The sequence below is a fragment of the Fontivita pretiosa genome (assembly GCF_050410795.1).
Classification (GTDB): domain Bacteria; phylum Planctomycetota; class Phycisphaerae; order Tepidisphaerales; family Tepidisphaeraceae; genus Fontivita; species Fontivita pretiosa.
Genome location: NZ_CP191258.1, coordinates 4243476 through 4256873, shown reverse-complemented (window position 1 = coordinate 4256873; position 13398 = coordinate 4243476). Strand labels below are relative to the sequence as shown.

Here is a 13398-nt window from a genome sequence, read left to right as displayed (position 1 = left end):
AAGGCGGAATTCGCCACTGTCGCTCGGCCGGTCGCGCAAGTTTACCCATGTCAAATCCTCCATTTTCGTCAAGCCAGTACAGCCAGCTCTTGCAGCAACTGCCGATTACGATCGTTTCCGGACTGCCCCGTTCCGGAACCAGCCTGATGATGCAGATGCTGGATGCCGGCGGAATGCCGGTCCTGACCGACGGCATTCGTCAACCAGACGCGCACAATCCGCGCGGCTATTTCGAGTACGAACCGGTCAAGCGAATCCAAACCGACCAATCGTGGCTGGACCAGGCCCATGGCAAGGCGGTGAAGATGGTGCATCTGCTTGTGCCGAACCTCCCACCGAATCGGCATTACCAGCTCATCTTCATGCACCGTCGCATCGAGGAGGTGCTCATCTCGCAACGCAAAATGCTGGCTGACGCGGGCAAGTCAGGCGGCGGATTGAGCGACGCGATTCTGGCCAGAACGTTTCAGACGCAGGTGAATCAGGTCAGGCAGTGGGTGCAGGCGCAGCCGAACTTCCGAATGATCGAGGTGTGGTACCATCAGCTCATCGCCGACCCCGCCGAACACGCCGCCCGGATCAGCTACTTTCTCGGCATGAATCTTGATCAGTCCGGGATGATCGCCGCGGTCGATCCCGAGCTGTATCGCAATCGCAGTCAGGCCAGTGCCTGACCTACGCCGGATCATAGCCGCCGCCGCCGAAGGGATGGCAGCGGGCGATTCGCTTGATCGCCCGCCACACGCCGCGCAGCGCACCATACTTGTTGATCGCGTCGATCGCGTACTGGCTGCACGTCGGCTGAAACCGGCAGTGGCCGCCCATGAACTGCCCGAGCGTCGCCCGGTACATCAACACGAGTTGGATCAGCATCCAGCGCACAGCATCAAAGGATGAAGTCGCCAATACGTGCCATAGCTGTCTACTTTTTCTCTCCCGTACCAGGCGAAGCGTGAGGCGTGTGGCGCGAGAGCCTGGCGTGCGCCTTCAGAAGCATCGCCGACAGCAGCTTCTGGTATTCCGCAAGGATCATCGGCTCGTGGCGTCGAACGGCGATCACGATGTCGTAGCCGTCCGGGATATCATGCTGCATCAATCGAAAGCTCTCGCGCAGCAATCGCTTGATCCGGTTGCGTCTCACCGCAGTGCCGACATGCCGCCCGATGCTGATACCCAGTCGATGGTGGCCCAGGTCATTGCGGACCGCCCAGAGTGTCAGCGGCCCGCGGGACTCCCGCACTCCGCGATCACGTATGGCCTTGAACGTGTTTCTTCCCCCCAGGCGGCGCGACCGCGGAAACGTGTATCGGGTCGTCATGAGCAGAAGCCGTGCCTCAGTGTATCCCCTGAGCGGCGAGCCACCGCTCCGCGTCCAGCGCCGCCTTGCAGCCCATCCCGGCGGCGGTGACCGCCTGCTTGTAGATCGGGTCCGCCACATCGCCAGCGGCGAACACGCCTTCAACGCTGGTCGTCGTGCGAAACGGATCCTTCAGCACAATGAAACCTTTCGCATCAACCTGCACCTGGTTGTTCAGGAAGCGGGTATTGGGCGTGTGTCCGATCGCCACGAACATGCCCGACGCCTCGAGCGTAAGCGTCTGGCCGGTTTGCAGGTTCTTCACGCGCACACCGGTCACACCTCGCTCATCGTCGCCCAGCACTTCCTCCACCACGCTGTTCCAGATCGGCTTGACCTTCGGATTGCTCAGCAGCCGCTCGGCCATCACCTTCGATGCCCGCAGCGTGTCGCGGCGATGCACCAGATACACGACGCTGGCGAACCTGGTGAGATAGATGGCCTCTTCGGCCGCCGAGTCCCCCCCGCCCACCACCACCAACGGGCGGTTGCGGAACCGCGGCAGCGCCCCGTCGCACACCGCGCACGCCGAAACACCACGGTTCTTGAACCGCTCTTCGCTGGCCAGACCCAGATAGTTCGCGCTGGCGCCGGTGGCTACCACCAGCGCATGCGTCTGCACCGATTTTCCGGCAGAATCGGTCACGACGAATGGCCGGCGGCTCAGATCCACCGAGACCACGTCTTCGGTGATGACCCGCGTGCCGTAACGCTCCGATTGCCGACGCATTCGCAGCATCAGTTCCGGACCGGACACACCCTCGGGAAATCCGGGAAAGTTCTCGACTTCGGTGGTGAGATTGAGCTGTCCCAGGGGTAAGGTGCCGCGCAGGCGGTTTTCCTCGGAAATCGCTCCCTCGAAAACCAGTGGGTTCAGGCTCGCCCGGGCGGCGTAGATCGCGCACGTCCACGCCGCAGGACCCGACCCCACGATCACGATCTTTTCCACCGCAGATCCGCTCGTCTGTGATTCGGCCATAGACACGATTCTACGCGCCGGCCTGAGCCGGGGAAAATCACGGCGCGCCGGTCGCGGCCGGCGCGGTGGCGGGCTGCGGCTTGTCCGCGACAATCTCCAGCACGATCTTGCCGCGAGTGTGACGCGTTTCGCTCTGCTGATGAGCGGCGGCGGCCTGGCTCAGAGGAAAAACGTGGCTCACCACCGGCTTGATCTGTCCGGCGTCGATCAGTTGCGCAATCTGTGCAAGCTGCCTGAAGTCCGGCCGCACCAGAATCGACGCGACGCGCACGCCCGCCTCCTCGGCCAGCTTCCGCGACGGCGGGCCGACGATCGACACCAGAATCCCCCCGCGACGAAGCACCTGAAACGACCGCGTCTGCGTATCCCCGCCGACCGTGTCCAGCACCACGTCCACGTCACGGACGATCTGCTCGAATCGCTCGGTGCGATAGTCGATTACCCGGTCGGCGCCTATCGAGCGCAGAAACTCGTGATTGCCCGCCGACGCCGTAGCGATGACCGTTGCCCCCTTCCATTTGGCCAGTTGCACCGCCATCGAGCCGACACCCCCGGCGCCGCCGTGAATCAGGATGGTCTGTCCCGGCTGGAGTGCGGCGGTGTCGAACAGCGCCTGCCAGGCGGTCAGTGCAACCAGAGGCACGGCGGCGGCCTGGAGAAACGAAGCGCTTGCGGGTTTGCCCGCCGCTTCGGACTCGCTGACGACGGCATACTCGGCGTACGCGCCGCCGCGGCGCAGATCCAGCATGGCGAAGATTTCATCGCCGGGTTTGAATCGGCTGACCTGCGGGCCGATGCTGACGACAACCCCGCTGAGATCAAAGCCGGGCACGTAGGGTCCGGCATCGCCGGACAGACGCCTGCCGCTGGAGCGGATTCGCCAGTCGATCGGATTGACCGCCGCGGCATGCACGCGCACCAGCATCTGCCCGGGCCCGGGCACAGGCAGCGGCAACTGTTCCAGTCGCAGCACCTCCGGCCCGCCAGGCTGGCGAATGCAAATCGCCTGCATGCTGGCCGGAAGTGTGGTTGGCGGCGTCGTGAGCTCTGCCATGCACAGGATCCAAACAAGCGGAGCAATGAACATGATGCCTCCGGATGCAACAGGCCGCCAGCCACGCCAACCGCTGCTGTCCGTCGCGGCGCGATTCTTCAGGCAAGCACAAGCGGCCAGATCATTGTTTGACCGCGCCGCTGGTCAGGCCGCTGATGAACTCGCGCTGTAGCGAGAAGAACAGCACCGCCGGCGGGATGATCGCCAGCAATGTGCCCGCGAGAAACACCCCGTATTGCTGATTGTACTCGCCAATGTACTGGTTGAGCACCACCGGCAGCGTCAGCTTGCTCTGGGTCTGAAGATAGATGTTGGGGGCCAAAAATGAGTTCCATGAACCCAAAAAGCTGATCAGGCAGAACGCGCCGGTCATCGGACGAACCAGCGGCATCACCAGTGTCAGGTAGATGCGAAACTCCCCGCAGCCGTCGATCCGCCCGGCCTCGATCAGATCATCCGGCACGCCGAGCATCGCCTGGCGGTACAGGAAGATTCCGAACACGCTGACGCAACCGGGAACCAGAAGCGCAAGGTACGAATCCATCCAACCCAGCCGCCAGATGATCTCGAAGTTGGGCGCCAGCAGCACCACGCCGGGAATGGTCAGCGAGGCGAGCATGAACGTGACCAGCGGAATCCTGCCGCGGAAGCGGTATTTGGCCAGCGCGTAGCCGCCCATCGAGCTGAAGACCATCGAGACGAACGTTCCCGCCGACGCCAGGAAGATCGAGTTGGCCACATATCGCCAGAAGTTCACCGGACCCTGGATGGTCTGCTTGTCGGCAAACAGCGTGCGGAAGTTGCCGGTGTTGACCGTTTTTGACGAGATTTTGGACGGCGGGGGCAGGAACATGTACTCGTTGAGCACGTCCTTGTCCTTGAAGGCGGCGCAGATCAGCCACACGAACGGCAGCAGCATGATCGTGCCGACGATCGCCAGGGTGGTGAAGCGGGCATACTGCCAGGCGAGCTTGCGCGAGATCGGCAGCAATGCCACAAACACCGCCGCCAGCCCCAGCAGCATCCACTGAAGCGGATGAAGGTGCACCGATATCGACAGCAGCAGCATCATCGATCGCTCCCCATCACGCGCGACAGACGAATCTGAATCAGGCTGACCGTGAGGATGATGAAGGTCAGCAGCCAGCCGACGGCGGCGGCGGTGCCTAGGTCGCCGCTCTCAAAAGCGTTGGTGTACAGATACCCGACGACGGTCATCCCTGAGTTCTTGGGGCCGTAGCCCTGAAGCAGCGTGTAGGGCAGCTCAAAGAGCTGGAACGAGCCGATGGTGCTGGTGACGACGACAAACGTCGCCACCGGCGCGATCGAAGGCAGCGTCACGTGCAGGAAGACCCCTGCCGGGCCGGCGCCGTCGATTCTGGCCGCCTCCACCAGGCTCTGATCGACATTTTGCAGCGCAGCCAGGAAATAGATCATGTTGAACCCCACGTACAGCCACAGGGCGGCGATGACGATGGCGGGCATGACCAGCGTCGGGTCCTGAAGCCAGCGCTGTTCCAACCCCCAGCCGATCAGGGCATGAATCAGCCGGTTGAACAACCCGTAGCGCGGCGTGAATAGCATCAGGAACAGTATGCCCACGAAGACCTGCCCCACGAGGTTGGGGGAGAAGATCGCCAGGCGGAAAAAGCCCTTGGTGCGGTCGTTTCGCGCGTTGAGCATCAGCGCCAGGCCAAGGCTCAGCGGAAGCTGGATACAGATCGAGCAGATGGTGAAGATGGTGGTGTTCCACAAGGCGGTGTGGAAGTCGGGATCCGACAGGACGAAGCGGAAGTTCTCCAGTCCGACAAAGGCGCGTCGCGCCGGGCCTTGCGTCTGGTAGAACGCCAGGATCGTCGCGTAGGCAAGCGGGTAGAGGAAAAAGACAGCGGTGACCAGGAAGTAGGGCAGCAGGAACAGGTATGGGGCGGACCTGGTGCGGAGCTTCCACCACCCCCCGCCGCGACCGCCGCCGGTGGCGGCGCGTTCGCCGACGGCCAGGTGAATTCGCTCGGCCGTCGCGGGTGTGGGCATCGTGCTCAAGGGCGGTACGCTCATCGGTTTACTCGTCTCCTGTGGCCGCACCGGCGGACACGGCGGCATCCTCCTTGAGGAACACGTTGCGGTTCATGATCACCCTCACGCGGTCGGCGCAGCGCTTCAGCTCGCTGCGCACATACTCGCGAAGCCCCTGCTCGCCGTGTTCACGGTGATACAACGCCGCGTTGGCGAACGCCTCGTTCATCTTTCCTTCGGCCAGGGTCATGTAGGCATTGGCGTACTCGACGGGAACCTGCGGCGCCAGTTCGGCGAAGACTTTCCCCAGGCGAATGCCGCAGTAGAAATCCCGCGGCGCGTGGAACTCGGGCTGATCCCACGCCTCCACCAGCGGCGGGAGGATGTTGGTGTCGGCGAACCGCGGGCCGAGCTGCTCGGGGTCGTAGTACAGGTACATCGCCAGCTTCCACGCCAGCTCGAAGTTCCGCCCCCGTTTGGTAAACGCCAGACCCGTCCCGCCCCAGGTGCTGGTGCGGATTCCACCCGGCTCCCAAGCCGGCAGCGGGATCAGACTCATCTTTCCCGCCAGGCTTGGCACGTCCATCTGGAACTGTCGCGTCCGCCAGTCCGGGCAGATGTAGAACAGGCACAACCCGTCGATCATCGACTTGGCCAGGTTCTGCCCCCACCCGCAGGGAAAGCTGATTCGATCTGGCCCCTGAATCTGCCTGATGTACCAGCAGAACACATCGACCGCGCGTTCGTCGTCGAACGCCACCTCGCCGGCTTCGTTGACGATCGTCACTCCTCGCTGAAGCAGCAGCAGGCGAAGTGCCCAGGGCTCGGCGGCGGGCAGGTCGATCATGTACCGGTCCGGCACGCCGTCGCCAGTGAGATCCTGGGTGACTTCTCTGCCCACGCGGCAGAACTCCTCCCAGGTCGTCAGCCTTGTCACGTCGATGCCGAGCTGATCCAGAAGGTCCTTGCGATACGCCAGCATCGTCGGGTGCACATCATGCGGCAGCGCGAAGATGTGCCCCCGGCTGGACCATTTCCCAAAGCGGCTGTTCACCAGCTTGTCATACAGCCCGCTCGACTTCACCCGCTCGGTCAGATCGACAAAGCCAACGTCCTCGATCGGCCCGCGGGTGAAGATCCCCATCGTGTTGTCCAGCAACTCGACCATGTCGGGCACGTCGGCGCCAACCTGAAGCGCCGACTGAAGCCGCCCCTGAAGCGCACGCTGATCTACCACCTGGAGCTGGATCTGGACGTTATGCTGTTTCTCGAACTCGGCGATGGCGGGCCGATAGGCGGCGGCGTGTTCCTTGGTGAAGGTGGCGAAGATCAGATCGGGCTTGCGCTGAGCGGCGGTGCTGCCGCTGAACAGGATCGCAACGCCGGAGACGATCGCCAGCATCAGGATCGCCAGAGGCGCTTTGCCGTAGGGGAAGTCCATCGATTTCAGGTAACCGTTTTCCTTAGCGGATGTCAACTCAATTCGCCGCGCCGCAAACCAGCCTCGTTGAGCTGATTTCAATGATACGCGTTGGCAATGGGCGGGGACAAACCCCTCGTGCGGGATGGACAGGCCGGCTCGTGCCAGCGATGGTGCTATCGCAAAATGGCCCGCCGCAGGCGTGCGATGTGCAGTTGCTCGGCGATGGTCTCTTCCGTGGGCGCGACCGATACCAGTTCCCCGCCGATCGTCCACTGGTCGGCTTGTCCGCAGCAACTCGGCTGGCAGCGAACCACCCGATAGAGCAGCGACACCTCCACCCCATCGGGCCCATCGGCGCGGTAGAGGAACAGATCGTTCACCTCGAGCGGCTCGCAGGATTCGATGCCAATTCCTTCGCGGGAGATATCGCGCACCGCCGCCACCAGCGTCTGACGTGGACCATCAGGATGGTGCACCACGAACAACCCGATCTGGTGTCGCGGCTCGCGTGGCGAGCGGCGGCGATCATGCTCGACCTGCGCCCGCGCGGCAGCTTCGATGGTCTGCGGCAACTCCACGTTCCTTAAATCGACCAGCCCGGCGGGCAAGATAAGACCGATCGCCCCTTTTACACGCCGAGATCCACGGCGTCTCAGGCAACCCAACCGCGCCGAACGCCCGGCCGCGGGTAAAGCTGGCGGGCACGGCTCATATGGGCAATTCTGCGCAATCAAACGATCGGTGGCGAAAACTCCTTTCGATTCAACCGAATCAAAGTCCCCTCGCTCAACCCGCAGACTTCCAATGCCCCATAAGCTTCAGCCCGGCTCCGGGATTGCCTCCCCGGCCAGCGCCAGGTTCTGGATCGCCGCCAGGCTCCATTGCGACGTCGAATTCGTCGAGACCCAGGGCACTTCGTCGATCGGGTTGAGCACGTGCGGGCCTTCGATTCGTTGCACGGCCGGCGGGGTGGGCAACCCGCCGCGCCCCAGCAGTTCCCGCCAGGCGCGCTCGGCCAAACGACGGTCGGATTTGCGCCGCGCCGCGTAGGCGCTCAGCCGCGAGTGCGCATCCCGCAGGCTGGTGCCGCTGAGGCTTTGCCCCAGGGCGGCGCGCTGTTCTTCGGGCGTGGCGTTATACAGCTCGCAGTACTGGAGCCATGCCCGCTCAAACTCCGGTACATCCAGCAGCATGATCAGCTCGGCACAGATCTCGACCAGTCCGAACACGGCGCTGAGGTGCGATACGCCCACGCCCGGATCGCCCGGTTCTTTCAGCCAGAACGCGCCGCTGTCCAGATCGAACAATGCGCCGCGAGTGAAAAAGCCGTGAGGCATCGAGCCAATCGACCGCATGCTGTTGAGCAGCCGGTCGCGCCATCGGGCCTGCCCGGTCCGCTCCCATTCCGTCAGCCACGCCGCCGCCAGCGATCCCCAGTCCGTGCCGAATCCAACGGCCAGCGCGTTGCGCTGTGGCGTGTAAGGCTCACGGCGAATCTTGCGGATCGGATCCAGAGTCAAAAACGTCTGATCCGAATCGACCTGCTCGCGAAGCAGATCCCCCACTCGCTCGTCGGCGGTCAGGAAGTAGTAAAACCTCCGATACGCCGCCGTGCTGATCCGAACCTGCTTGGCGCTGCATCCCCAGTGCTGCACGTTGTGCCGCGAGCCCAGCCCCTCGAATCGCCCCAGGTGATACACATCCACCTCGCCGGTGTGGCGGGTCATCGCCTCGGCCATGCGGAAGATGTCGGCCCGACCGGTTCGCAGGAAGCTGTACCACAGCCACAGGTCCGGGGAGAGCTCGGAATTGTCCCACGCATAGCCGCCGACGTCGTATCGCCACACGTGCCGATCCGGGTCGTAGCTGTGCATCACGTCGCCGAAGTCCCAGAACCCGTACCAGCGGTGCTGCTCGATCTGCTTCTGGTAGTACTCGATGAAGAAATCGAGCCGGTCTTCAATGCGCGCCCTGGCGGGAGTGGAACGATCCGGCACGCTGAACAGTCCGCCGAAGACCTGCGTCGCCACGTAATGCTCGGGCGCGCACACGAGCAGCGGCGGCTTGCGTACCGCGTCGGCCATGTCGATCATCCGCTGCCGCGAGGGCGTGGCGGGCAGCGCCCACAGCATCATCTCGCTGGTCCGGGCGATGCCCACCGGCGTGCCGAAGCCCTTCTCGTAGTCCTCGTAGGTGATCTCCAGCCCTTCCAGCTCGTCGCGGTGCGTCTGCATCCCCATCCCATCGTGGTAGAAACGCAGATCCATCGGCGGCGCCTGCGGCGAAAAGAGCCAGATCGTGACCTGCGCCTGGTCCGTGGCGGCGTTGCGGATGTCGAGCTGTGTCGGATGCCGCTGCCAGAAGTCGCGCAGCCCGAACACCACCCCGCCGCTGACGCCCCCGATGTATCCCACCCCCGAAGCACGCCGACCCGCGCCGGCGCTGATCCAGCCGTGGCCCATCTTCGTGCGCTTGCGGATCTGGAAACCGTCGGCACAGAGCTGGCTGAGCGTATAATCGCCCCAGGCGGGGATGAATTGCAGGCGTGTGCGGACACTTTCGGGCAGGCTCTGCACGGGCGGAGTCGGCTCGCCGGCGACCTGCGCCCGCCGCGCCTGCTCGCCGGCGTTGCGGCGCAGGCCGGTCAGCCCGCGGATCGCCTCGCCAAACAGCCCGCTGCCCTCGCCGACAAACCGCACGTGCCGATCGTGCAGCTCATCCCGCATCGGCACGTCGAACCGCACGCCCAGCCCGCTGATGAAGTCCGCCTGCTCATCACCGTCGAAAATAAACGTGTGCATGATCCGCACTGCTTCCGAGCCCGCGTAGAGGTACAGCCGAAGCACGAACGGAAGCCAGGCGCGCCCGTCGGCGGCGACGTGTCGGCCCTCGATGCGCACCACCGCGCGCAGCGGACCCGACTGCTCGACGCTGGCCTGCTGAATGCTGCCGATGAACTGCTGTTGAATGATTTGGCCCTGCTCATCCGGTTCGGGGCTGTTGCGGCGAAGACAGACCAGCCGCGCCCCGCGGGCAATCGCTTTGCCCTCTCGATCGATTGACTCGATGATCGATTCGCCGCTGCGTCGAATGCGGCAGCGGATCACGCCCGTATCGATTTCGATCGCTTCGTCGCTCTGGTGGACCGTGAGTGTCTGCTGCGGCTGTGTCGCCGGCCCGGGGGCAATCACGTATCGTTCGCTGAGCTGGCCGGAGGCAGGCGAGATCGCGTGGGCCGTCCACTTCAGCGATCCGTCCGGCCAGTAAGCGGTCGGCCAGGACTGCATGGCAATCGCCTGACCATTCGCGTCGCGCAGCGCGAACTGCTGGTCGGGCTGGACGGCGCCGCGTGGCCAGGGCACGCCCCAGGTGGTTCCCGGGCATTGAGCGGGAGTGGCCGCATCGAGCCACCGAAGAGCCACTTGGGTGTTCATCTGCCGATCCTGCTGAGTCGCAGCCGTGGTGGCTGCCGGTTCCCCTGTGCCCTGCTGCGAGTTGGCCGTGCCTGCCGGCAACTGCATCGCCGCCGCCACCGCCGCCGCTTTGACCACAAATTCCCGCCGTGACAACCGGGACAGTTCCGCCATCATCACCTCACTGTGTACATGAACGATCTGTCCGCCGGCGCGAGATCTGATCAGCCGCCGGCGCGAAATCTCCCGAAACGCGAAAAGTCGCGTCTTGCGGTTCGATTGTCAATCAAATTGCAATCTCATGTCCGAGCCGTGGTTGCCGCGGCTGCCGCCGCCTGGCACCGGCGTTGCCATGTGCCGGGCAACTCTTACCCAAAGGAGATCGCCATGACGCAGACGCTTGGTTCAACCGTGGTCAACGGCATCGACACCCAGGCCCTTCGCGACGCCATCAGCGCCATCGCCGCCGATCCGGCAAAGGCAATGACCCGCTGGCAGGTCAGCACGCGATGGAAAGGCGGCACCCGCTCCGACACGAGCGTGAAGCACTTCCACATCGGCGGGCAACGCGTGGACAAGGACTTCACCATCCGCATCGACGAGCCGTGCGAGCTTTGTGGCACCAACCAATACGCCAACCCGCAGGAGTACCTTCTGGCGGCGCTGAACGCCTGCATGACCGTCGGCTACGCCAGCGCCTGCGCGCTGCACGGCATCGAGCTGGAAGAGCTTCGCATCGAAACCGAAGGCGACATCGATCTGCGCGGGTTCCTGGGCATCGATCCGAGCGTCAAGCCCGGGTATGACTCGCTCAAATACACAGTGCACATCAAGGGCAACGGCACGGCGGAGCAGTTTCAGAAGGTGCATGAGACCGTCAGCCGCCTCAGCCCCAACCGCTTCAACATCGCCAGCGCCATCAGACTGAACGGCACGCTCGTGGTGGAGTAGCCTGGCGACTGGTCAGAGCCACGAAGACAGGAAGCTACGAAGCGCACGCGAAGGACCAGCAGTGGTCCCTCGCGTGCCTTCGTGTTGTTTCGCTGTATTTTCGCCATCAAGGAGCCGAGTATTTGTCCGCCGCCCCGCCGCAGTGCACGGTGACGACCCGGCAGAGGAACTGCCCTAGGCGCTTGACCTCGTGACGCGCGCCGGGATTGACGATGATCATGTCGCCGGCCGCGAGCTGATACATCTCGCCCTCGACTTCGATCGTCATCATGCCCTCGAGGACCATGTACATCTCGGTTCCGAGGCGGTGGCAGTGGCGGGTCTGCTGTGCGTGCTGGTTGAAAACCGCGACTTCCGTGTCAGGCATGACCTGGACAGCGCATCGTTCAACGGGCGATGCCGGCGCGCGCCAGACGACTTCATCGGCAATCCGCTCGGATGCCGGATTGAGTTGAGTAACCACCAGCTTCCGCGCCCCGCGCATTTTCAGCGCCGGATCATTGCGCAGCTCGTCATTCCGAAAGAGCAACGCCGGGATCATGATGCACCATCCCCGCAAGCTCCCCGCCCGGACCAGCCTTCAGGGCCGGGGTTTGCCTTCGCCGTGTCCTGCTCGCTGCTGTCCAAACAAAGGAAGGACGGTCCAATCAATATCTCCGATCCAGCAACCGGTACTGCACCGCCTCGGCGATGTGGTGTTCCTGGATCGCGTCCGAGCCTTCCAGATCGGCAATCGTCCGCGCCACTCGCCTTACCTTGTCATACGCGCGAGCGCTCAGGCCAAGCTCATTCATCGCCTGCTTCATCAGCAGCAGGCAACCGTCGCTCAGGTCTGCAAACTGCTTGAGCTGCCTGCTGTCCATCCGGGAGTTTGTGGTCTGGGCGTCCTTGAAGCGCGTGTGCTGGATCTGTCTGGCCCGCTGGACCGCCGTCGCCATCGTGGCGCTGTCGGTGCCGGGACGCCTGGCGGTCAATTCGTGGTACGGCACCGACGGCACCTCGACATGAATGTCGATACGATCCAGCAGCGGCCCGGACAACTTCGCAAGGTACTTCTCGCGAGCGCGCGGGTCGTTGGCGTAGCCGCTGGGCGTGGGGTTCATCGCGGCCACCAGCATGAACCGCGCGGGGAAACGGATCGAGCCGTGCACGCGGGCGATCGTCACTTCGCCGCCTTCCAGCGGCTGGCGGAGCATCTCCAGCACGTATCGGCTGAATTCGGGGAACTCATCAAGAAACAGAATCCCGTGATGCGCCAGCGAGACTTCGCCCGGGCGCGGGATCGTCCCCCCGCCGATCAGCGATTGCGCCGTGGCGCTGTGGTGCGGCGTGCGCACGGGTCGCTGGTCCATCAGCGCGATGCCGTCGGGCAGCAGCCCAAGGGCCGAGTAGATGCGCGTGGTCTCCAATGACTCCGCGCGGCTCAGCGGCGGCAGGATGCCGGCCATCCGCTGCGCCAGCATCGTCTTGCCCGTGCCCGGCGGGCCGACCATCAGAATGTTGTGCGCGCCGGCACAGGCAATGGTGATCGCGCGCTTGACCGCTTCCTGTCCGCGCACGTCAGCGAAATCCAATGCCGGCGCGAGCTTCGATGCCTGGAACACCTCGCCGTCCAGCTCGAACGGCTCCAGCGGAAGCTGCTCGTTGAGAAACGACACCGCCTGCGAAAGGTTGGCCACGGGATAAACCTGGATCGCCTCGACGACGGCGGCCTCGCGGGCGTTTTCCTGCGGCAGGATCACGCCGCGGAAGCCCTTTTCCTTCGCCAGCATCGCCAGCGAAAGCGCCCCCTTGATCTTTCGCACGCGCCCGTCCAGCGCCAATTCCCCGGCAATCAGAAACTGCTTGTGAAGATCGGTCTGGATCGCGTTGGTGCCACGGAGCAGGCCGATGGCGATCGGCAGGTCCAGCGCCGGGCCTTCCTTCTTCACGTCCGCCGGTGCCAGGTTGATCAGCAGGTGATGGGATGGAAAAGGATAACCGCTGTTGATCATGGCGCGGCGGACACGCTCGATCGACTCCTTCACCGCCGCCTGCGCCAGCCCGACGATCGTCGTTTTGCTCAGCCCGCGGTTGGAGACGTCGGCCTCCACCTCGCAAAGCTGCGGGTCGATTCCGATCAGGATGAAGCTGTGAATGCGCGAGAGCAACCGGCCGGCAGTTTATCGCGGCGACCCCCGCCGGCCCAAGCCAGGCCGGGCAACC

General features: G+C 64.1%; 13 protein-coding genes. 2 read left to right on the top strand and 11 right to left on the bottom strand.

Annotated features, from left to right (window positions below):
• Positions 1–47: 47 nt before the first annotated feature.
• Complete coding sequence (locus ACQS5P_RS17240) at positions 48–674, top strand: sulfotransferase family protein (protein ID WP_428937859.1); 627 nt, start codon at positions 48–50, stop codon at positions 672–674.
• Position 675: 1 nt separating this feature from the next.
• Here ACQS5P_RS17240 and yidD read toward each other — a convergent pair whose 3' ends face one another.
• From yidD to ACQS5P_RS17195, 9 genes are all read right to left on the bottom strand, one after another.
• The gene (gene yidD / locus ACQS5P_RS17235; RefSeq protein ID WP_428937858.1) at positions 676–873 is read right to left on the bottom strand and encodes a membrane protein insertion efficiency factor YidD; all 198 of its coding nucleotides are present in this window, start codon (positions 871–873) and stop codon (positions 676–678) included.
• A gap of 49 nt (positions 874–922) precedes the next feature.
• On the bottom strand, positions 923–1318 hold the full coding sequence (gene rnpA, locus ACQS5P_RS17230; RefSeq protein WP_428937857.1) for a ribonuclease P protein component: 396 nt from the start codon (positions 1316–1318) through the stop codon (positions 923–925).
• A gap of 16 nt (positions 1319–1334) precedes the next feature.
• Positions 1335–2336, bottom strand: a complete 1002-nt coding sequence (gene trxB / locus ACQS5P_RS17225; protein ID WP_428937856.1) for a thioredoxin-disulfide reductase — start codon at positions 2334–2336, stop codon at positions 1335–1337.
• A gap of 37 nt (positions 2337–2373) precedes the next feature.
• On the bottom strand, positions 2374–3390 hold the full coding sequence (locus tag ACQS5P_RS17220) for an NADP-dependent oxidoreductase (RefSeq protein WP_428937855.1): 1017 nt from the start codon (positions 3388–3390) through the stop codon (positions 2374–2376).
• Positions 3391–3511: 121 nt separating this feature from the next.
• On the bottom strand, positions 3512–4462 hold the full coding sequence (locus ACQS5P_RS17215) for a carbohydrate ABC transporter permease (RefSeq protein WP_428937854.1): 951 nt from the start codon (positions 4460–4462) through the stop codon (positions 3512–3514).
• Positions 4459–5448: a carbohydrate ABC transporter permease gene (locus ACQS5P_RS17210; protein WP_428937853.1), complete on the bottom strand. Its 990-nt coding sequence runs from the start codon at positions 5446–5448 to the stop codon at positions 4459–4461. Before ACQS5P_RS17210 ends, ACQS5P_RS17215 begins: the two co-directional genes overlap by 4 nt.
• A 4-nt stretch (positions 5449–5452) precedes the next feature.
• The gene (locus ACQS5P_RS17205; protein ID WP_428937852.1) at positions 5453–6847 is read right to left on the bottom strand and encodes an ABC transporter substrate-binding protein; all 1395 of its coding nucleotides are present in this window, start codon (positions 6845–6847) and stop codon (positions 5453–5455) included.
• Positions 6848–7002: 155 nt separating this feature from the next.
• Entirely contained in the window at positions 7003–7401 is a 399-nt protein-coding gene (locus ACQS5P_RS17200) for a PilZ domain-containing protein (RefSeq protein WP_428937851.1), read from the bottom strand.
• Between the two features lie 246 nt (positions 7402–7647).
• Positions 7648–10407: a Tat pathway signal sequence domain protein gene (locus ACQS5P_RS17195; RefSeq protein ID WP_428941039.1), complete on the bottom strand. Its 2760-nt coding sequence runs from the start codon at positions 10405–10407 to the stop codon at positions 7648–7650.
• Positions 10408–10629: 222 nt separating this feature from the next.
• Here ACQS5P_RS17195 and ACQS5P_RS17190 point away from each other — a divergent pair, with 222 nt between their 5' ends.
• Positions 10630–11193: an OsmC family protein gene (locus ACQS5P_RS17190; protein ID WP_428937850.1), complete on the top strand. Its 564-nt coding sequence runs from the start codon at positions 10630–10632 to the stop codon at positions 11191–11193.
• Between the two features lie 106 nt (positions 11194–11299).
• On the opposite strand, the gene ACQS5P_RS17185 is transcribed toward ACQS5P_RS17190, so the two are convergent.
• Positions 11300–11734, bottom strand: a complete 435-nt coding sequence (locus ACQS5P_RS17185) for a cupin domain-containing protein (protein ID WP_428937849.1) — start codon at positions 11732–11734, stop codon at positions 11300–11302.
• Positions 11735–11840: 106 nt separating this feature from the next.
• Positions 11841–13343 carry a YifB family Mg chelatase-like AAA ATPase gene (locus ACQS5P_RS17180; RefSeq protein WP_428937848.1) on the bottom strand — a complete coding sequence of 501 codons (1503 nt, stop codon included), beginning with the start codon at positions 13341–13343 and terminating at the stop codon, positions 11841–11843.
• Between the last annotated feature and the right edge of the window lie 55 nt (positions 13344–13398).